At 52.9% G+C, this 20,988-nt stretch carries 11 protein-coding genes and 3 pseudogenes; 9 read left to right on the forward strand and 5 right to left on the reverse strand.

Annotated elements, in window-relative coordinates:
- Positions 1 to 3 precede the first annotated feature (3 nt).
- On the reverse strand, positions 4 to 120 hold the full coding sequence (locus ACQGXV_RS00335) for an IS3 family transposase (RefSeq protein ID WP_440862603.1): 117 nt from the start codon (positions 118 to 120) through the stop codon (positions 4 to 6).
- Positions 121 to 154: 34 nt separating this feature from the next.
- On the opposite strand from ACQGXV_RS00335, the gene ACQGXV_RS00340 reads away from it, so the two are divergent.
- Positions 155 to 1,293 (forward strand): IS3 family transposase gene (locus ACQGXV_RS00340; protein WP_440862589.1). Its coding sequence is split into 2 segments (ribosomal slippage): positions 155 to 392 and positions 392 to 1,293, totalling 1,140 coding nucleotides; the frame shifts between segments, so codons are not numbered across the junction.
- 1 nt (position 1,294) lies between these two features.
- On the opposite strand, the gene ACQGXV_RS00345 is transcribed toward ACQGXV_RS00340, so the two are convergent.
- Together ACQGXV_RS00345 and ACQGXV_RS00350 are read right to left on the reverse strand one after the other, a co-directional pair.
- The gene (locus ACQGXV_RS00345) at positions 1,295 to 2,080 is read right to left on the reverse strand and encodes an IS3 family transposase (RefSeq protein ID WP_440862590.1); all 786 of its coding nucleotides are present in this window, start codon (positions 2,078 to 2,080) and stop codon (positions 1,295 to 1,297) included.
- On the reverse strand, positions 2,077 to 2,355 hold the full coding sequence (locus ACQGXV_RS00350; RefSeq protein WP_440862591.1) for a transposase: 279 nt from the start codon (positions 2,353 to 2,355) through the stop codon (positions 2,077 to 2,079). The genes ACQGXV_RS00345 and ACQGXV_RS00350 overlap by 4 nt, the downstream gene beginning before the upstream one ends.
- Before the next feature lie 161 nt (positions 2,356 to 2,516).
- Here ACQGXV_RS00350 and ACQGXV_RS00355 point away from each other — a divergent pair, with 161 nt between their 5' ends.
- Positions 2,517 to 3,494 (forward strand): Rpn family recombination-promoting nuclease/putative transposase, encoded by a 978-nt coding sequence (locus ACQGXV_RS00355; protein ID WP_440862592.1) that lies wholly within the window; start codon positions 2,517 to 2,519, stop codon positions 3,492 to 3,494.
- A gap of 41 nt (positions 3,495 to 3,535) precedes the next feature.
- Positions 3,536 to 3,670: pseudogene (locus ACQGXV_RS00360) on the forward strand (amidohydrolase family protein); the annotation flags it as partial.
- Positions 3,671 to 3,716: 46 nt separating this feature from the next.
- Here ACQGXV_RS00360 and ACQGXV_RS00365 read toward each other — a convergent pair.
- Positions 3,717 to 4,112: pseudogene (locus ACQGXV_RS00365) on the reverse strand (ATP-binding protein); the annotation flags it as partial.
- 157 nt (positions 4,113 to 4,269) lie between these two features.
- On the opposite strand from ACQGXV_RS00365, the gene ACQGXV_RS00370 reads away from it, so the two are divergent.
- Positions 4,270 to 4,560: a transposase gene (locus ACQGXV_RS00370; protein ID WP_440862593.1), complete on the forward strand. Its 291-nt coding sequence runs from the start codon at positions 4,270 to 4,272 to the stop codon at positions 4,558 to 4,560.
- A 9-nt stretch (positions 4,561 to 4,569) separates the two neighbouring features.
- On the opposite strand, the gene ACQGXV_RS00375 is transcribed toward ACQGXV_RS00370, so the two are convergent.
- Complete coding sequence (locus tag ACQGXV_RS00375; protein WP_440862594.1) at positions 4,570 to 4,710, reverse strand: hypothetical protein; 141 nt, start codon at positions 4,708 to 4,710, stop codon at positions 4,570 to 4,572.
- A 123-nt stretch (positions 4,711 to 4,833) separates the two neighbouring features.
- Between ACQGXV_RS00375 and ACQGXV_RS00380 the strand changes: the two genes are divergently transcribed.
- The 5 genes and pseudogenes from ACQGXV_RS00380 to ACQGXV_RS00400 all read left to right on the forward strand — a co-directional run.
- Entirely contained in the window at positions 4,834 to 4,956 is a 123-nt protein-coding gene (locus ACQGXV_RS00380) for a hypothetical protein (protein ID WP_440862595.1), read from the forward strand.
- Positions 4,953 to 5,984, forward strand: coding sequence for an IS3 family transposase (locus ACQGXV_RS00385; RefSeq protein ID WP_440862596.1), 1,032 nt, complete (start codon positions 4,953 to 4,955; stop codon positions 5,982 to 5,984). Before ACQGXV_RS00380 ends, ACQGXV_RS00385 begins: the two co-directional genes overlap by 4 nt.
- An 834-nt stretch (positions 5,985 to 6,818) precedes the next feature.
- Complete coding sequence (locus tag ACQGXV_RS00390) at positions 6,819 to 14,333, forward strand: neuraminidase-like domain-containing protein (protein WP_440862597.1); 7,515 nt, start codon at positions 6,819 to 6,821, stop codon at positions 14,331 to 14,333.
- Between the two features lie 48 nt (positions 14,334 to 14,381).
- Positions 14,382 to 18,665: a SpvB/TcaC N-terminal domain-containing protein gene (locus ACQGXV_RS00395; protein ID WP_440862598.1), complete on the forward strand. Its 4,284-nt coding sequence runs from the start codon at positions 14,382 to 14,384 to the stop codon at positions 18,663 to 18,665.
- 71 nt (positions 18,666 to 18,736) lie between these two features.
- Positions 18,737 to 20,803, forward strand: a pseudogene (locus tag ACQGXV_RS00400) (RHS repeat-associated core domain-containing protein); the annotation flags it as partial.
- Positions 20,804 to 20,988: the final 185 nt, after the last annotated feature.

Genomic DNA, 20,988 nt, shown 5'->3' on the forward strand with positions numbered 1-20,988 from the left:
AAATCAGGACACTTTTTTCTCAGCCATTTGTTCATAACGCACCGGAGACAGATCCCCGTTAGCGGCATGATGCCTGTCTAGGTTGTAGTAGCGGATATACTGTAGTGGTTGAATAATCAGGACACTAAACTTACATCCAAAACGGAGGTGTTTAGTGAACCATAAACGACAATTTACCCCTGAGTTTAAAAAGGAAGCCGTTGCCCTGGTAACAGAGCAGGGCTATACGATAGCCAGGGCAGCAGCATCGCTGGGCATAAGCAACAAAACCCTGCATACATGGGTCTCGCTGGCACGCGAGCAGAGCAACGGCGTACTCAGCGATGATGAACGTGCAGAGTTAAAACGGTTACAAAAGGAAAACAAAGAGTTACGTACAGAGAAGGAGATACTAAAAAAGGCGAGTGCCTTCTTCGCGAAACATATGTCGTGAGAGACCGGTTCATTCTCGACAATGCCACTGACTTCAGCGTTCGTACACTCTGTCGGGTCATGCGTGTGACGGCCTCTGCCTGGTATGCATGGCGAAAAAAGCCCGCCGAACCGCTGCAAAAAGACGTGGAGGTCCGGGTCAGGTTAAAGGCGCTGTTCGCCGCCAGCAGGCAGGGAGCAGGAAGCCGGACGCTGGTCAAAAGGCTTCGTGGAGAAGGCATCATAATCAGCCGCTGGCGGGTGAGGAAACTCATGCAGGAAGAGGGGCTGGTCTGCCGACAGCGCCGGACTTATAAGGTCACGACAAAACCCCGCCCGGGTGCAGAGGTGGCCCCAAACCTGCTGAACCAGAATTTTAACCCGCCGGGGCCAAATCAGGTGTGGGCGAGTGACATCACGTATCTGAAGACCGGTGAAGGCTGGCTGTATCTGGCGGCTATTATGGATTTGTACTCCCGGCAGATAGTGGGCTGGCAGGTGGACAGACGGATGACCTCATCGCTGGTCTGCGGGGCCCTGATGCAGGCATATAACCTGCGAACTCCCCCGCCGGGCCTGGTGGTGCATACGGACAGGGGGGCGCAGTACACGGGACAACGCTTTCAGGCGCTGCTGAGCAGCTACAGGCTGAGGAGCAGTATGGGAGACGTGGGTGCCTGCTGGGATAATGCGATGATGGAGCGCTTCTGGGGCAGTCTGAAACATGAATGGTTGCTGCTGGTACCCCAGCCAACACGGGCTTACATGGAGCAGGATGTGGCGACGTATATCCGCTACTACAACCTACACAGGCATCATGCGGCTAACGGGGATCTGTCTCCGGTGCGTTATGAACAAATGGCTGAGAAAAAAGTGTCCTGATTTACTTGACCAGTGCATACGTCGCCACATCCTGCTCCATGTAAGCCCGTGTTGGCTGGGGTACCAGCAGCAACCATTCATGTTTCAGACTGCCCCAGAAGCGCTCCATCATCGCATTATCCCAGCAGGCACCCACGTCTCCCATACTGCTCCTCAGCCTGTAGCTGCTCAGCAGCGCCTGAAAGCGTTGTCCCGTGTACTGCGCCCCCCTGTCCGTATGCACCACCAGGCCCGGCGGGGGAGTTCGCAGGTTATATGCCTGCATCAGGGCCCCGCAGACCAGCGATGAGGTCATCCGTCTGTCCACCTGCCAGCCCACTATCTGCCGGGAGTACAAATCCATAATAGCCGCCAGATACAGCCAGCCTTCACCGGTCTTCAGATACGTGATGTCACTCGCCCACACCTGATTTGGCCCCGGCGGGTTAAAATTCTGGTTCAGCAGGTTTGGGGCCACCTCTGCACCCGGGCGGGGTTTTGTCGTGACCTTATAAGTCCGGCGCTGTCGGCAGACCAGCCCCTCTTCCTGCATGAGTTTCCTCACCCGCCAGCGGCTGATTATGATGCCTTCTCCACGAAGCCTTTTGACCAGCGTCCGGCTTCCTGCTCCCTGCCTGCTGGCGGCGAACAGCGCCTTTAACCTGACCCGGACCTCCACGTCTTTTTGCAGCGGTTCGGCGAGCTTTTTTCGCCATGCATACCAGGCAGAGGCCGTCACACGCATGACCCGACAGAGTGTACGAACGCTGAAGTCAGTGGCATTGTCGAGAATGAACCGGTCTCTCACGACATATGTTTCGCGAAGAAGGCACTCGCCTTTTTTAGTATCTCCTTCTCTGTACGTAACTCTTTGTTTTCCTTTTGTAACCGTTTTAACTCTGCACGTTCATCATCGCTGAGTACGCCGTTGCTCTGCTCGCGTGCCAGCGAGACCCATGTATGCAGGGTTTTGTTGCTTATGCCCAGCGATGCTGCTGCCCTGGCTATCGTATAGCCCTGCTCTGTTACCAGGGCAACGGCTTCCTTTTTAAACTCAGGGGTAAATTGTCGTTTATGGTTCACTAAACACCTCCGTTTTGGATGTAAGTTTAGTGTCCTGATTATTCAACCACTACAGTACCGCAGACCGGCAATCCCCGGAATGAATAACCGGGATGACTTCCCGGCAAACAGACTCCGGTGGTGTGGTAACATATGCAGATTATTTTTCAGGGCCAGGACTGATGAAGAAGAAAAACACGACGCCCACGCCTCACGATGCCACGTTCCGGCAGTTCCTGACGCAGCCGGATATTGCCAGGGATTTCATGGAAATCCACCTGCCTGCGGAACTACGCGCGGTCTGCGATCTCAGCACGCTGAAACTGGAGTCCGGCTCGTTCGTTGAGGATGATCTGCGCCAGTATTTCAGCGACGTGCTCTACAGCCTGAAAACCTCTGCCGGCGATGGATACATTCACGTTCTTGTGGAGCACCAGTCGACGCCCGACAGGCATATGGCCTTTCGCCTTATCCGCTATGCGGTGGCCGCCATGCAGCGTCATCTCGACGCTGGCCATAAGACACTGCCACTGGTGATACCGGTACTGTTCTATACCGGTAAACGCAGCCCGTATCCGTACTCCACCCGCTGGCTGGATGAGTTTGACGATCCGGCTCTGGCTGGCAAACTCTACAGCAATGCTTTCCCGCTGGTTGATGTGACCGTCATTCCGGATGATGAAATCGCCGATCATCGCAGTATGGCTGCACTGACATTACTGCAGAAACATATTCATCAGCGGGATCTGGCAGAACTGGTCGATCGGCTGGCGCCCCTTTTACTGGCCGGATATCTGTCTTCATCGCAGGTGATATCACTGGTACACTATATTCTGCAGGCAGGCGAAACATCCGACGCCGAAGCCTTTGTACGCGAACTGGCACAGCGTGTGCCGCAACACGGAGACGCACTTATGACCATCGCACAACAGCTCGAACAGAAGGGCATCGAGAAGGGCATTCAGCTCGGTGAGCAACGTGGTATTGAAAAAGGCCGCAACGAAGGCAAGCTCGAAGGCAAGCTCGAAGGCAAGCTCGAAGGCAAGCTCGAAGGTAAACTCGAAGTCGCCCGTACCATGCTGCAGAATGGCCTCGACCACAACACAGTCATGAAAATGACCGGCCTGACTGAAGACGACCTGGCACAAATCCGCCATTAGTCATCCTTTCCTGACACGCCCTGCCTGGCCATCAGCGTATACTGATGGCCAGGGAAAATCTGTATGTTACGGCGAGTGGTATGTTCCTTCCTCATTTTTTGGACAGAGCTGTAGCGATAGTAGGTGAGGAGCGTATTCTTTTTTCTACTGATTATCCATTTCAATATTGCCCCGGTATTAGGCGTCAATTACTTTTGCCGGTCGTCAACTACCTTGACCGCCTTATGATTGTTGCTTAGTTGACTGCTGGGTTACCGCTTTTGACGTTTTCTTTCTGTAACTTTCTCCTTTTAACTCGAAGATATACGCGTGATGGAACAACCGATCTGCCGCCGCTACCGCCATCGTTTCATCCACGAAGATACTTCCCCATGTGCTGAACGGATGGTTGCTGGTGATGATCAGGCTCCCTCTTTCATACCGGTGCGCGATAAGCTCGAACAACACCCCCGTTTCTGCATTGTCACGTTTGACATAACCAATGTCATCTATCACTATCACCCGGTAGCGATCCAGCTTCAGCAACACTTCGTTAAGTCTCAGCAACGACCGCGCTTTTTGCAGCTCCTGCAGCAGTTCTCCCGCACTGAAAAACCGCGCCCTGTAGCCCTGACCTACCCCCTATGTCAGGGTAGTTGTCGCCTCTATAGCCAACCGACTTAAAAATGATTACAGCCGATGCCCTGATATGTGGCAAAGAAGCATAGCTGGCTGTTATCAAAATAATGTCGCTTAGCTATAACTGAAAAAAATCAGGGGGCAGGATACGACAATAATGAAGACTTATTCACCCGAGCGTAAAGCAGCTGTGATCGCCAGAATGATGCCAACGCATAACCAGTCAGTTGTTCAGATCGCCCGTTCTGAAGGGATCCCAACCAATACGCTTTATGCTTGGCGTTCTCAAGCCGGAATTCCTAACCAGGCTGCAGATGCGGGAGATAAACCGTCTCAAGAATGGTCGCAGGAAGCGCGCTTTGCCGTTCTCGTTGAAACGGCACCTCTGTCTGCACACGCTATTGCCGAATATTGTCGCCGTAAAGGCCTTTATCCTGAGCAGATATAGCCAACCGACTTAAAAATGATTACATCCTATGCCCTGATATGCGGCAAAGAAGCATAGCTGGCTGTTATCAAAATAATGTCGCTTGGCTATACAGCAGTGGAAGGAGCAATTTATGCAGACCAGCCAGCGGGAAGAAAAAGTGATCGTCAAAAAACAGCAAAACGAAATTCAAGCCCCATTCCCACTCGAAACGCAACAAAGTGACCCACTGGCCAGAGTCGGATAAAATCACCGTTCTGGCCAGTGGGTCACTTTGTTGCGTTTCGAGTGGGAATGGGGCAACAGCTTAACCGTGAAATAGCCCGCAAGGATAAGGCGCTGGCAGAAGCTGCTGCGCTGTTGATACTGGAAAAAAAGTTCAAAGCGTTGTTCGACCAGGAAAGCGGGGACGAATGACGCGTACCACTGACAGGCTACGGTTGATGGCGATAGTGCAGGAAGCCGTAAATGCCGGCGCCAGGGTGAGCAAAGCCTGCTGCAGTGTGGGGTTGAGCGAACGAACGCTACAGCGTTGGAAACAGGTGCCCGACGACCGACGAGCCATAACGCCACGGCCCGTGCCGAAAAATAAACTCAGTGCTGAAGAAGAACGGCAGATTCTGGCCATCTGCCATGAGCCGCGGTTCGCCAGCCTGCCTCCTGCGCAGATAGTTCCACATCTGGTAGATGAGGGCCGCTATATCGCCAGCGAGGCGACTTTCTATCGAGTGCTGCGGCGAGCCGGAGAAATGGCCCGTCGTGGCCGGCAACGAAAGCCGCGCCGTAAGGCGATATCAACCTGGAAGGCGACGGCAGCCAACCCGCTATGGGCGTGGGATATCACCTGGCTGAAGTCGCTGACGGCAGGCCATTGGTTTTACTTGTATCTGATAGAAGATGTGTTCAGCCGAAAAATCGTCGGTTACGAAGTGTATGCCGTTGAAAGCGGAGAAAATGCAGCAGAATTGCTGGGGCGCACGGTGCTGAGTGAGCGCTGCTGGCAGCAGCCGCTAGTGCTGCATGCGGATAACGGTGCGCCGATGAAATCCCAGGTGCTACAGGTAAAGCTTGCGGAACTGAAGATAACGCCATCGCACAGTCGGCCTCGCGTGAGCAATGATAACGCGTATGTTGAATCTTTTTTCAAAACGCTGAAATATGCACCAGCGTGGCCGGAAAAAGGCTTCGCTACGCTGGAAGAGGCTCGAACCTGGGTGGAAAGCTTCGTAGCCTGGTACAACGAAGAGCATCTCCATAGCGCCATTCGGTATGTGACGCCAGGTCAGCGCCACAGGGGCGAAGACCGCCTGCTGCTGGTAAAGCGAAAATCGGTGTATGAGGCAGCAAAAATGCAGAACCCGCATCGTTGGTCAGGGCCAACAAGAAACTGGGAGCGGCAGGACGAAGTGTGGCTAAATCCGGAGCGGGAAACGCTGGCCGTATGAATCAACTGGGGCGGCAACTACCTTAACATGCACCGTAATTAATTTGTATTAATTTTGAATCAATAGGGTAATATTCTGTTATGGAAAATTTATTTTTTTAACGAAAAAAATCAAAAGGTTAACTTAAGGAAAGTCATTGTAGACAGATTTTTCATTGTTGTTTCTTATAATAACCATTATAAAACAACGTCTTAATTTATTCAAAAACGCCGATGTATCGAGGAGTTATCAGCATGTTACTCCAAAACAGGCGTGTCATAACAGCGTTATTCCCTATTATTCAATAACGCCGTAAAATTCAGTTAATTGTTGTCGAAATATCTTATTAATGGTCATAAATATAAAAAAGTAAAAAAAACACATCTTCGGTTTTTTATTCTAAATTAAATTTAGATAAAAAATAAAACTCCAGAATTCAGCTTTTAATTGAGAAATAAAGTATAATATAAATCAAGTAAAATATTGTTAATGCATTGATTTTAAATTAATTTAACGAAAAGCATAAATTTCAGAAATTCCAAATCTTTCTGTTTATAGTCAATACTTACCTATAAGTAATTAATAGACGATTGAATCAGCCATGCGGATAAATTTTCTTGGGGAGCTTCGTGGTCCCGACGTCATTACTGCCTTTCCCTGAATCATACACTTTACGCCCGGAAAGCGCGCTTTCCGTAGAATGAGAAGACTACTTATATTTTTCCGCTAAGGCGGGAGTCAAAAAAGGCGCTGTTTGAAGCTCAGAATTAGTGAGCCAAACATTATAGACATGCAAAAAAAAAGCTCTGTCTTCACCTGTTATCCCATGCTTTAATAATGAGATGAGGATTTTATATGTATCTAATCGACGAAATACTTGGCAAGCTGAACGCCAGCCGGAATAATTATTCCCCAAATGAACAGATCACCCTGCCGCACATCATGATCCGCTCATTTTCCGAAGTAAAAGCGCTGGCCGGTGACGCGCTCAGCTGGGGCGAAAAGAACTTCCTCTATCAGCTGGCGCAGAAAGAACTGCAAGAAAACAAAATGGCGGAATCCCGCATTCTAAGTAGAGCTAATCCCCAGCTTGAGAGCGCCGTCCGGTTAGGCATCCAGCAGTCACCCATGCTGGGCGGCTATGACGACCTGTTTCCTGCGCGGTCCAGCAGCTTCGTAAAAACCGGCTCCGTGGCATCAATGTTCTCACCGGCAGCGTATCTAACTGAACTGTACCGGGAGGCCAGGGACCTGCACCCGGAAACATCACATTACCACCTCGACAATCGTCGTCCGGATCTGGCATCCCTTTCCCTGTCCCAGACCAACATGGATGATGAGCTGTCCACCCTGTCCCTGTCTAACGAACTGCTGTTGAATAATATTCAGAAGCAGGAAGATAAAGACTATGACGCCGTTATGAATATGCTCGCGACTTACAGACAGACCAGTGACACACCTTACAACCAGAGTTATGAAATGGTCCGCCAGTGCATCACCATGCAGGACCCTGAGTTTGCTTCGTTCCGTAATAATCCCACCGTCTCGTCGGAAATGGATACCGCCGCGCTGCTCAGTATTCAAGGGGACATTTCACCTGAGCTGCAGAAAATCCTGACCGAGGACATTACTGAAGATAATGTGGATGACCTGATCAAGGAAAATTTCGGGGATATTCCCATAACCCCTTTCCAGGATATCACTTATCTCTCCAACTGGTATGGGATAACCTTCGATGAAATGAGTTCGCTGCTGAGAATTTTAAGACCATTTGACATTATAATGCCGGGCGTAGAGTATTACCAGGATGATCATCTGATTTCATTACTGGAGTCAGATGGTCAGCTAAATGCGCTACTGATGACCCGCAAAAATGGCGACAACACAAACAATTTGAATTATGCTGAATTACTCCCTTTGGGAGGAGGACAGTTTCAGTTCAATTACAATTTTTCTCACGCCTTATCCTATACTGATTTCTCCATTGGTACAGAAAGTTTTTTATCTGATGACTTGCTCGCAACCGAAAAATTCATCCCCAAAATCAATACACCTTACTCCATCACCTTTTCATTAAGTGAAGCACAGTTAAGCAACCCTGTTGAAATAGGAATTAGCAGAACCACTAACTCCAGCGGTGCGTACAGCTCTTTTATTTTTCAGCAGACTACATATCCATTTAATTTTTTCCTGCTGAAACTGAACAAACTCATCCGGCTTTACAAAGCCATCGGCATTGACCCGTCAGATATCCGCAACATTGTTGAGAGCAGCAATAGTAATTTTAATCTTACTCCTGATGTTCTCAGACAGCTGTTCCAAGTGCATTATAATATGCAGCGCTACGGAATTGGTGTATCTGCCTCCATCGTGCTTTCCGGCGCGGCTATCGGGCAGACGGCGCACAGTAACCAGGCCAGCGCCTTTACGCGTCTATTTAACACGCCAATGCTGAATGGTACCGAGTTTTTTGCTAACGGCGTCACCATTACGCTAGATCCCGACGATCCGGACGAGTTCACCGATACTTTCCACACAGGTGTGATAAAGCGCGCTTTTGGTGTTAATGATACGGAACTGTACACGCTCTGGAAACTGGTTTCGGGCGACACAAGTCCGTCGGTTTTTACCTGTACGATTGAAAATTTGTCCGCCCTGTACCGCGTCAGCCTGCTGGCAGATATCCACGCTCTGAGCGTAACCGAACTGGCCATGTTGCTGTCCGTTTCGCCTTATGCTTCAACACCTGTTGGCAGCCTGTCTGGCGAAGCACTGTCACCACTGGTGGGCTTTATTGACCGGCACATGCAGTGGTTGAAAGTGATTAACTGGACGGTCAGCGACCTGTATCTGATGCTGACTGACCGCTTCAGCACGACTTTTTCACCGGACATTCAAAACCTGATTACCACACTGAAAAATGGGCTTGCCAGCCAAGACCTTAGCAATGACAGTGAGGCAGATTTAATAACCGCGGCAGCCCCCTTTATTGCCGCGGCCACACAGCTTGAGTCAGCCGAAACGGCTGCTGCCGTCCTTCAGTGGCTGAGTCAACTGCAGCCGCAGACGCTAACAGTGTCCGCGTTTCTGACGCTGTTAGACAAAGACACCCAGACCGACGCGCTGGTGTCATACTGTCAGGTGATGGGACAGCTGGTGCTGATTGTGCGCAATACCGGCATGAGTTCAGCAGAACTGTCATGGGTGGTGGCACACCCCAGCATTATTACCGAAAAAGCCACCGTACTGAACCATGACATCGGCACGCTGTATGATTTGACACAGCTGCACGCGTTGCTTTCCCTCTGCGGTACGTCTGCCTCTGAAATTCTCACCTCGTTGAGTGGTAATTTCGGGTCTGAAGAAAACAACCTTGCCGTAAGAACGGTGGCTGCAGCACTCAACCTAGATGAGCAGGCGCTTACCCAGGCGCTGGCGCAGTGCTCCTCGTACACGTATTTCTACAGCTGGATACAGCTGCGGGACGCCCTGCAGTGGCTGGATGTTGCTACCACCTTCCACATCAGCCCGGCGAACGTGGCCATGCTGGTGAAACTGACTCATACCTCGCCGGATGCCGACTGGGATGCCGCCAGTTACGCCCTGCAGGCCGGACTGAATACGAATCAGACCGCACAGCTGAGCGCCACTCTGGACGAAGCGATCAGCGCGGCCGCTAGCGGGTACGTTATCAAAAATATCGCACCGTCATGGGTGATCAGCCGTGACAAGCTATACAGCTGGCTGCTGATTGACAACCAAGTGTCGGCCCAGATTAAAACTACCCGGATTGCGGAGGCCATAACCAGTGTGCAGCTGTACATCAACCGTGCGCTTAGCCTTCAGGAAGAGGATGTGGTCTTCGAAGTGAAGTCGAAAACCTTCTTTGCCAGCGACTGGGACACTTACAACAAAAGTTACAGCACTTGGGCGGGGGTGTCGCAGCTGGCTTATTATCCCGAAAACTACATTGACCCGACGCTGCGTATCGGGCAGACCGGCATGATGGACGAGATGCTGCAGACGCTTAGCCAGAGCCAGCTGACCGATGATATTGTAGAAGACGCGTTTAAAACCTACATGACCCGCTTTGAGGAAGTATCCAACCTTGATGTTATCAGCGGCTACCATGACGGTGTCAATAAAAGTAGTGGTAAGACATACCTGATTGGCAAATCGGCTATCGGAGAGTACTACTGGCGTAGCGCGGTCATTGATGAAATGTCTGACGGCAAGCTCCCTGCCAACGCCTGGAGCGAGTGGAAAAAAATTACCGTCGGGCTGTCGCCCATAAATAGTATGGTGCGCCCTGTCATATTTCAGTCGCGACTGTATCTGACCTGGGTGGAAGGTAGGGTAAAGTTAATTACGGGCGACAGTACGCCCCAAGAATACACGGAATGCCAGCTAAAATATACGCATATCCTGCATGACGGCACTTGGAGTGCACCCATAACCATTGAACTCGACAGTACTAACCTGCCTACCTCCAGTACGGATATTGCTGGCTACAGCATGTACAGTGCAAAAGATGTGGAGCAGGAAAAACTCTACGTCTTCTTTTATAAAAAAGAAGACGATTATTCTAATTTACCATCCGGAACCAGCGGGTTGATTATATCTATCGATGGTCAGATTGAAATAGCTTCCGCTGATCTCGTCGCCAAAATGGCTGGTTATATCTATCTTCAGATGGACACCACATCCACTCTCAGGATTAATACGCCTTACACCGGCGGAAAGACAAAAGTAAATATCTTAGATGTTTCCGAAGTTGATCATGAATTGGGATATGGTAACTATACTAGTCTGAATAATGTTCAATGGGAAAACATCTCTTCTAGCATAGTGGGTACCGACGCAAATATTAAATTTAACGTCTCCGGAAATATAGGTTACAACCTAAAATCAGATGGGAGAAGCGGCACTCTGGTTAATATGATGAATTACCTATGGAATGAGGGTGATGTTTTTTATGTGCCGAACACTAAGCTTCGGAGCACAATCTCACAGCACTCTGGCAGGAACTTTGAATGTGTTATTAATAGCGTAACTTGCTTTATTAAGGTGCTAGATAATATAGAGCCGGCTCTTAATGATACTATTTATTGCTTTAATTATCCTAATACTAGTTATCTAAATTACTACTGCTATGGTGACCCGTATCCATTTAAAAAAAATGTGTACGACCGTAGAGAATGGACATCTAATAATATAAAAGCTGATAACTATGTATATGCCTTTATGTCGGAGGCATCACGTGTAAATAAAACCCCAGTCGAATTATGTTTTGGTGATTTTAAAAAAATTGATACAACAATAGACTTGAATAGTATAATACTTTCCGTTAGCGGTCCCGTAAGTGCAAGTTTTACGGCAGATAACTATCAGGCTTACTCCTTTGAACGAACAGGATTTTCTTTTTTAGAAAAAAATATCTCAATCCCTCTCAGTGCATTCAGCAACAATATCACTCGGCTTGAATTAAAGATAAACGCTACAGCCCCCCAAGGGGATCTTCGTTTTCTCGGTTCTGATACATTAGGTATTACCTTGATCCGGGTGGATGAAAACACCATGCCAATCATTTCCATTAACCGTACGGATACCTATGCGCAGTATCTGGAATACGGAGTTTATCGCGTGAGGGTGAATACGCTGTTTGCTAAAAAGCTTATTTCCAAGGCGAACAGAGGGCTGAATGCCGTACTATCAATGGATACCCAAGAACTGCAAGAACCGAAGCTGGGCATTGGATTTTATGTCGATTTTATTCTTCCTGCGTACAATCCGGCGGTTCATGGTGAAAGCCGTGAGTTTTCTCTCAATCTCAGACATGTTATTGATGATAATAACATATATAAAATATATTCAGGGATGTTTACTGATGAATATTTAAGCGTTAGGCTGTTTATTCCTTTAGCGAATAAAGACAATATTTTACATCCAACTTACATTGCCAAGGTGTTTCTGCTTACAAACAAAACAACCACCGATGCAGATAATGTGGGGGCTCATTTTAAATATACAGACGCCACTGATACCACTGTTGAACTGAACCCCGATATATCAGACATCACCATGTTTTCTAATGTTATTATATTAAACGACCAGACAACTGAACCGATGGACTTCAGCGGCGCCAATGCCCTCTACTTCTGGGAGATGTTCTACTATGTCCCGATGATGGTGTTTAAGCGCCTGCTGAACGAAAGTAAATTTACTGAAGCCATGCACTGGATTAAATACGTCTGGAACCCGTATGGCTATCTGGTGAATAACCAGCCTGCAAACTGGGTATGGAACGTGCGGCCGCTGGAGGAGGAAACCATCTGGAAATCTAGCCAGATAGATTCCAGCGACCCGGACGCGGTGGCGCAGGCGGACCCGATGCACTATAAGGTCGCCACCTTTATGTCGTACCTTGACTTGTTAATCGCCCGCGGCGACGCGGCATACCGCCAGCTTGAACGCGATACACTAAAAGAAGCCAAAATGTGGTACGTTCAGGCGATGGACATTCTTGGCGATGAGCCCTACATGAAAAACGCTACAGCCTGGAACTCCCCACGTCTGAGCGATGCGGCTGATAAGACCACGAAAACCCTGACCCAGCATTCGCTCATGATGGTGCGGCAGCAGCGTGCCTCCGGTAAGTTATCCAACAGCAACTCGCTGACTACCCTGTTCCTGCCGCAGAAAAACGGGAAGCTGGCTGGTTACTGGCAGACGCTAGCGCAACGCCTGTACAACCTACGTCATAACCTGTCCATTGACGGCAGTCCGCTATCACTACCCATTTATGCCACGCCGGCCGACCCTGCGGCGCTGCTTAGCGCGGCGGTGATAAGCTCTCAGGACAATAGTGACATGCCTGATGCAGTAATGCCGCTATACCGCTTCCCGGTGATACTGGAAAGCGCCCGAAGCATGACAACGCAACTGACCCAGTTCGGCAGAACGCTGCTCGATATCACTGAGCGCCAGGATGCAGAGGCCCTGTCGGAGCTGATGCAGGCACAAGGTGCCGAACTGATTCTGCAGAGCATTGCCCTGCAGAACAGAACTATCAAAGAGATTGATGCGGATAAGGTCGCGCTTGAAATCAACCTCCGCGGCGCGCAGGCGCGTCTTGAGAGTTACACCACTTTGTATGATGAGGATATTAGCGCCGTCGAAAAACAGGTGATGGATCTGGCACTTTACGCATCGGTAGTGTCCACCACGGCCAGCGCTTTTCAAACCGTCGCCGCAGGGTTAGACGCATTGCCCAATATCTACGGCATGGCATTTGGTGGCTCCCACTATGGCAGTATTTCCCGCGCGCTTGGTTATGGCATAGAGATTGCCGGAAATGTATCCCGCATCACCTCGGATCGTCTCAGCCAGTCTGAGATATATCGTAGGCGCCGTCAGGATTGGGCAATCCAGCGCGATGCGGCTCAGTCCGAGGTTAATCAAATCAATGCTCAGCTTGACACGATGGCGGTTCGACGTGAAGCAGCCCTGCTGCAGAAGGCGTATCTGGAGACCCAGCAGGCTCAAACGCATGTACAGATGACATTTCTGAAGAAGAAGTTCACCAGTAAGGTGCTATACAACTGGCTGCGTGGGAAACTGGTCTCCATCTACTATCAATTCTATGACCTGACCGTTTCCCGCTGTCTGATGGCGCAGAAAGCGTACCAGTGGGCGCGAGACACTGAGACTTCGTTTATCCGTTCCGGAGCCTGGCAGAGCACCTATGCCGGCCTAATGGCGGGCGAAACCCTTATGCTGAACCTGGCGCAAATGGAGCAGAATTATCTGGAGAAAGACCAGCGCGAGAAAGAGGTGACGCGTACCGTCTGCCTGTCGGAGGTTTACGCCGGACTCTCCTCCGACGCCTTCACGCTTGCTGACCAGATAGTCAATCTGGTGACTACCGGCAGCGGTAGCGTCGGCGCCGCTGGTAACGGCCTCTCCGTGACCAGTGATAAACAGCTGCAGGCCACCCTGACGCTCTCTGACCTGAACATTGGTAATGATTATCCTTCCTCACTGGGTAATACCCGGCGTATTAAGCAAATCAGCGTCACCTTGCCAACACTGGTTGGGCCGTACCAGGATGTACGGGCGGTGCTCAGCTATGGCGGCAGCGTGTCACTGCCCCGGGGTTGTACGGCGACAGCAGTGTCGAACGGCATCAACGACAGCGGCCAGTTCCAAATGGACTTTAATGACGGACGCTGGCTGCCGTTTGAGGGGATACCGGTCAATGATTCCGGCATGCTGACGCTGAGTTTTCCTGAGGCTGACGGGAGCCAGAAAGGGCTGCTACTGAGCATGACGGACATCATCCTGCATATCCGCTACACCATCGTCAGCTGATTATAACGGTATCAGACTCCCCGCGCGGGAGCCTGTGGAGAACCTGTTATGCAAAATACAGAACAACCGCGCCTGACTCCCCCCTCTCTGCCTTCAGGTGGTGGTGCAATAAGCGGCCTGAAGGGTAATATAGCTTCTGCGGGTCCGGACGGTGCTGCGATTCTGAGCATTCCTCTGCCGATCAGTGCCGGAAGAGGGTATGCCCCCTCTCTGGCGCTCAGCTACCACAGCCGTAGCGGCAACGGGCCGTTCGGTATGGGGTGGGGACTGAATCTGCTCGCCATTCGCCTGCGAACACTCAGGGGCGTGCCATCGTATGACGGTACCGATGAATATACTGGTGCGGACGGTGAGGTGCTGGTTCCTGTGTTGACCGCCAGCGGCGAACCAGAAACCCGCACGGCCACCACGCTTCTTGGTGTTGATTTAGGAGGAAATTTTTCAGTAAACGCCTATCGTTCCAGGACAGAAATCACCTTTAGCAGGATGGAGATCTGGATGCCTGTAGGTGATACAGGTACGAACTTCTGGGTGATATATGAGCCTGATGGCCAGGTACATTTACTGGGGCGTAACGCGCAGGCGCGCATCAGTCATCCTGCTGATGCGTCACAGACAGCGGTCTGGCTGGCAGAGTCCTCGGTGTCACAGAACGGTGAGCAGATTTACTGGCAGTACCGCGCTGAGAATGAATCCGGATGTGATGCAACAGAAACATCGGCGCACCCGGATGCTACGGCACAGCGCTACCCTGTGGCGGCCTGGTACGGCAACAAAAAGGCCGCCCGCACGCTACCCGGCCTTGTCACGGTGCCGGCAGCCACGGACTGGCTGTTCATCCTGGCGATGGATTATGGCGAACGTGATACAGCCACAGCTCCGGACTGGCTGATGCCCGGCAGCGGCAGCTGGTTATGCCGGCAGGACAGTTTTTCCGGTTATGAGTATGGATTTGAGGTGCGTACGCGTCGCCTCTGCCGTCAGGTGCTGATGTTTCACTGCATCAGCGCTCTGTCAGGAAAAGAAAAAGAGACTGATCTTCCGAAACTCGTGTCATGTCTGCGATTTGATTATAACGAAACCGCATCTGTCGCCACCCTGAAAGGAATACAGAAGGTGGCGTATGAGCCGGGCGGTACGATACGTAGCCTGCCGCCGCTGACGTTTGACTGGCAGAACTTCATTCCACCTCAAGCCGGTGTCGCCGAATGGCAGCAGCGTGATGACCTAGCAAACATGAACATGCTTCAGCCATACCAGCTGGTTGACCTGAACGGGGAAGGCATTGCCGGCATCCTGTATCAGGACGGTGGTGCATGGTGGTACCGTCCACCAGTAAGACCTGCTGGGGATGACACCGATGCGGTGACCTGGGAAAAAGCGGCGCCTCTTTTCGCCATCCCCACACTGAGGAAGGGCGGCATTCTGGCGGACTTGAACGGCGATGGTTATCTGGAGTGGGTGGTCATCGCGCCGGGCGTGGCGGGCTTTTATGCGCGCTCCCCTGATCGCGAGTGGCGCTATTTCACTCCTCTTTCCGCCCTGCCGGTAGAATACGCTCATCCGCGTGCACTGCTGGCCGATATCACCAGCGCAGGCCTGATAGATCTGGCGCTTATCGGACCCAAAAGCGTACGTTTCTACGGCGGTACCGGAGAGGGCTGGGCGAAAGCGAGGAATACCTTGCAGGCGGCAGGTATTACACTGCCCGTACCCGGAAAGGACGAACAAGTTCTGGTGGCTTTTAGCGATATGGCCGGTAGTGGCCAGCAGCACTTGGTGGAGGTTAGGCCATCGGGGGTATGCTATTGGCCTAACCTGGGCCATGGCCGCTTTGGTCTTCCGGTGAGTTTCTCCGGGTTCAGCCAGCCAGCCGCCACGTTTAACCCTGACCAGCTGTATCTGGCAGACATTGACGGCACTGGTACCACCGACCTGATTTATGCACTTACCGACCGGCTGGATGTATATATAAACCAGAGCGGTAACGGCTTTGCCGCACCGTTCAGCGTAAAATTGCCGGACGGCGTGCGTTATGACCGCACCTGCAGCCTGCAGCTGGCGGATATTCAGGGGTTGGGCGTGGCCAGCCTGATGCTGACGGTAACGCATCCGGTACCGCGCAGCTGGGTCTGCCACCTGTCAGTAAATAAGCCGTGGCTGCTGAACGGGATGAACAACGGAATGGGGATGAACCATGCGCTTTATTACCGCAGTTCAGCGCAGTTCTGGCTGGATGAGAAGGCGGATTCTGCGGCAGCAGGAAAATCCGTTCCAGCTAGTGAACTGCCGTTCGCCCTGCACACGCTATGCCGCACAGAAGTAACTGACGAAATCACCGGAAACCGTCTGGTAAGTACCGTACGCTACCGGCACGGTGCTTGGGACGGGCGGGAGCGGGAATTCCGCGGATTTGGTTTTGTGGAGGTGACAGATACCGACATCACGGACGGCCAGGGGACCTCAGGGGTCATCAGCTTCCCCGCGGTCAGGCGCAGCTGGTATGCCACCGGGTTACCCCCAATTGATAAACGTCTGGCGGACGAATACTGGCAGGAAGATGCGGCTGCCTTCACCGGCTTCACGCCACGCTTTACCACCGGCAGCGGCGATGATGAGCGGGCATACTCACCGGACGAAGAGAGGGTCTTCTGGCTGAATCGGGGGCTGAAAGGCCAGCTGCTGCGCAGCGAGCTGTATGGTGCAGATGAAAGCAACCAAGCAGATGTGCCTTACACCGTTACGGAAAACCGGCCGCAGGTGCGGATGATTGATGAGGTAGGAACGTATCCGGTCATCTGGTCGTGTGCTGCGGAAAGTCGGACGTACTCTTACGAGCGGGTCAGCAGTGACCCACAGTGCAGCCAGCAAGTATTGTTGTCCTGTGATGAGTACGGCCAGCCACTGAGGCAGGTAAGCATCAGCTATCCACGCCGCAGCCAGCCAGCCGCCAGCCCGTACCTCGATACGCTACCTGACGGACTGTTTGGCGCCAGCTTTGATGAACAGCAGCAGAGCCTTCGCCTGACACTGCAGCAGGCTCGATGGTATAATCTGAAGGATGTGGCTGCGGGTGTCTGGCTACCTGGGCTAGCTGATGCCTCGCGCAGCGATGCCATCACCCTTACAGGAAGTGACGTACCGGACGAAGGTCTGACGCTGGAGTCCCTTCTGGGCAGCGACAGTCCCGTTGGATCCGGGAAGGGATATACTTTCGCCGGACAGAAAAGAATCCGGTACCTAGACGCTCAGGGTGAAGTGACGGATGGGATTCCGGCTTTTCCACCGCTGCAGGCTTTTACGGAAACCGCCGTGCTGGATGGCGATACCGTCAGCGCCTTGGCAGATAATTTTCCCGCAGACACGCTAACGTCCGCAGGATACGGTCAGTCTGGATATCTTTTCCCCCGTGCGGGCGAATCAGACAGTGGCTTGTGGACGGTTCGGCAGGGGTACGCCACTTATGGAACTACTGAGCACTTCCAGCTGTTGGTCGCTTTTCGGGAAAGCCCGCTTACCTGCGCCGTGCTGGTTACTCGAGATGCGCATGACTGCGTGATAACGCAGATGGAAGATGGTGCCGGGTTTACAACCACCGCAGAGTATGACTGGCGTTTTCTGACACCGGCCAGCGTAACCGATGCGAACGATAACGTGCAGACTGTCACAATGGATGCGCTTGGACGGGTCACCTCACTGCGCTTCAGCGGTACGGAACGTGGCGTGGCAGCGGGATACAGTGACACCAGTATAACCATACCGGATACAGCTGACGCCGCACTGGCGCTTGTTGCCCCGCTTCCTGTGGCGCAGTGCATGTTGTACGTGGCCGACAGCTGGACGCGTGAGGGTGCGGGAAAACTGCCGCCGCACGTGGTGACGCTGACCACCGACCGCTACGACAGCGACAGCTCACAGCAAATCCGGCAGCAGGTGACGTTCAGCGACGGTTTTGGCCGGGTATTACAGGCATCCACCCGTCAGGCGGATGGTGAAGCCTGGCAGCGTGCGGAGGATGGCTCACTGGTCGTCGGGGCTGACGGGACACCTGCCGTTGCGCAAACGACCTTTCGCTGGGCCATAACAGGACGCACGGAATATAACAACAAGGGGCAGCCAGTCCGCACGTACCAGCCGTATTTCCTGAGCGACTGGAAATACGTCAGCGACGACAGTGCCCGTCAGGACCTGTATGCCGACACCCACCTTTACGACCCGCCCGGCCGTGAGTACCAGGTGCAGACAGCGAAGGGCTGGCTGCGTCGCACCCTGTTCACGCCATGGTTCCTGGTCAGCGAGGATGAGAACGACACGTCCGACGAAACTGACTGAGCGGCGTAACACACCTACCGGCAGCCTAACTGCCGGTACTTTCACTTGATACGGACGGAGGTAACCCACCCATGAGCACATCACTGTTCAACAAAACCCCTTCAGTAGCGGTCCTCGACAACCGCGGCCTGATAGTGCGCGATATCGCGTACTACCGTCACCCTGATGCCCCGGACGTGACCAATGAGCGCATCACCCGCCATCAGTACGACGCCCGCGGCTTTCTGACGCAAAGTGCCGACCCGCGCCTGCACGACGCCGGGCTGGCGAACTTCAGCTACCTCACAGACCTGACCGGCAACGTTCTGCGTTCGCAGGGTGTGGATAATGGCATCACTGTGGCGCTGAACGATGCCGCAGGCCGGCCGTTTATGGCAGTCAGTAACATCAGCACCGCTGACGACGGTACGGAGGACGGAAGTGAGGCGGTAACCCGCAGCTGGCAGTATGAGGACGCAACCCTGCCCGGACGTCCGTTAAGTATTACGGAGCAGGTCACCGGTGAAGCTGCCCGCATCACGGAGCGCTTCATCTATGCCGGTAACTCTGTTGAGGAGAAGGCGCTGAACCTCGCCGGAGCCTGTGTCAGCCACTACGATACAGCCGGCCTGACGCAGACCGACAGCGTGGCCCTGACCGGCTCCCCCCTCTCCGTCACCCGCCGCCTGCTGAAGGACGCGGATAACCCGGACACAGCTGCCGACTGGCAGGGGACAGGCGCCTCCGTCTGGAACGACCTGCTCGATGCCGAAACATACACCACCCTGTCCACGGCTGACGCCACCGGGGGGATGCTGACCACCACGGATGCGAAGGGAAACCTGCAGCGGGTGGCGTACGACGTGGCGGGCCTGCTGTCGGGCAGCTGGCTGACGCTGAAGGGCGGAAAAGAACAGACTGTCGTGAAGTCCCTGACATACTCTGCCGCCGGGCAGAAGCTGCGCGAAGAGCACGGCAACGGCGTGGTGACCACGTACACCTACGAGGCAGAGACGCAGCGCCTGACCGGCATTAAAACGGAACGTCCGGCAGGACACGCCTCGGGTGCTAAGGTGCTGCAGGACCTGCGCTATGAGTATGACCCGGTGGGTAATGTCCTGAAAATCAGTAACGACGCTGAAGAGACCCGCTTCTGGCGCAACCAGAAAGTGGTGCCGGAGAACGCGTACGTCTACGACAGCCTGTACCAGCTGGTCAGCGCCACCGGGCGCGAGATGGCAAATGCAGGACAGCAGGGCAGCAGCTCACCGACCGCCACCGTTCCCCTTCCCACCGACAGCTCAGCGTTTACAAACTATACCCGCAACTATACCTACGATGAAGCCGGCAATCTGACGCAAATCCGCCACAGCGCACCGGCGACAAACAACAGTTACACCACAAATATCACCATAAGTGACCGCAGCAACCGGGGCGTGCTGAGCACGCTGACGGATAACCCGGCGGAGGTGGACGCGCTGTTCACCGCGGGTGGGCAGCAAACACAGCTGCAGCCGGGCCAGAGCCTTGCCTGGACCGCCCGGAACGAGCTGCTGAAGGTGACGCCGGTGGTGCGTGACGGCGGTACGGATGACCGCGAGAGCTACCGCTATGACGCGGGCAGCCAGCGCGTCCTGAAGGTCAGCGGGCAGAAAACCGGTAACAGTACGCAGACGCAGCGGGCGCTGTACCTGCCTTGGCTGGAGCTCCTAACCATGGCCAGCGGTAACACAGAAACGGAAAGCCTGCAGGTGATTACCGTTGGTGAAGCGGGCCGTGCGCAGGTGCGGGTACTGCACTGGGAGAGTGGAATACCGGAGGATATCAGCAATGACCAGATACGATACAGTTACGACAATTTGACCAGCAGCAGTCAGCTGGAGTTGGACGGCGATGGCAATATCATCAGCATGGAAGAGTACTACCCGTACGGGGGCACGGCGTTGTGGACGGCACGCAGCGCGGTGGAGGCGAACTACAAGACAGTTCGGTACTCAGGCAAGGAACGGGACGCGACGGGGCTGTACTACTACGGGTATCGGTATTATCAGCCGTGGGTGGGCAGATGGCTTAGTACAGACCCGGCGGGGACGGTGGACGGACTTAACCTGTTCCGAATGGTGCAGAATAATCCTGTTACCTGTGACGATGGAGCAGGGGAATCAACACAAAACCGAAACAGAGATATTTTCAGACTGGCCGCGTTTGGTCTTCATAGAGAGGATGAAGGCATGGGAGCATCACTGTCCCGTGGAATGAAAGTAACCAGAGCTATTGCTGGAGGGGTGGCAGTTGCGGGTATAGCAGTAGCAGTAGCAGCAACTGCTGGTCTTGCCTTAGGGGT

The organism is Symbiopectobacterium purcellii (assembly GCF_052050035.1).
GTDB classification, from domain to species: domain Bacteria; phylum Pseudomonadota; class Gammaproteobacteria; order Enterobacterales; family Enterobacteriaceae; genus Symbiopectobacterium; species Symbiopectobacterium purcellii_A.

What these genes read in the sequence shown, in the direction of transcription:
- ACQGXV_RS00355 (WP_440862592.1), top strand. Translation starts at nt 2,517, where the DNA reads ATGAAGAAGAAAAACACGACGCCCACGCCTCACGATGCCACGTTCCGG.
- ACQGXV_RS00370 (WP_440862593.1), top strand. Translation starts at nt 4,270, where the DNA reads ATGAAGACTTATTCACCCGAGCGTAAAGCAGCTGTGATCGCCAGAATG.
- ACQGXV_RS00380 (WP_440862595.1), top strand. Translation starts at nt 4,834, where the DNA reads ATGGGGCAACAGCTTAACCGTGAAATAGCCCGCAAGGATAAGGCGCTG.
- ACQGXV_RS00385 (WP_440862596.1), top strand. Translation starts at nt 4,953, where the DNA reads ATGACGCGTACCACTGACAGGCTACGGTTGATGGCGATAGTGCAGGAA.
- ACQGXV_RS00390 (WP_440862597.1), top strand. Translation starts at nt 6,819, where the DNA reads ATGTATCTAATCGACGAAATACTTGGCAAGCTGAACGCCAGCCGGAAT.
- ACQGXV_RS00395 (WP_440862598.1), top strand. Translation starts at nt 14,382, where the DNA reads ATGCAAAATACAGAACAACCGCGCCTGACTCCCCCCTCTCTGCCTTCA.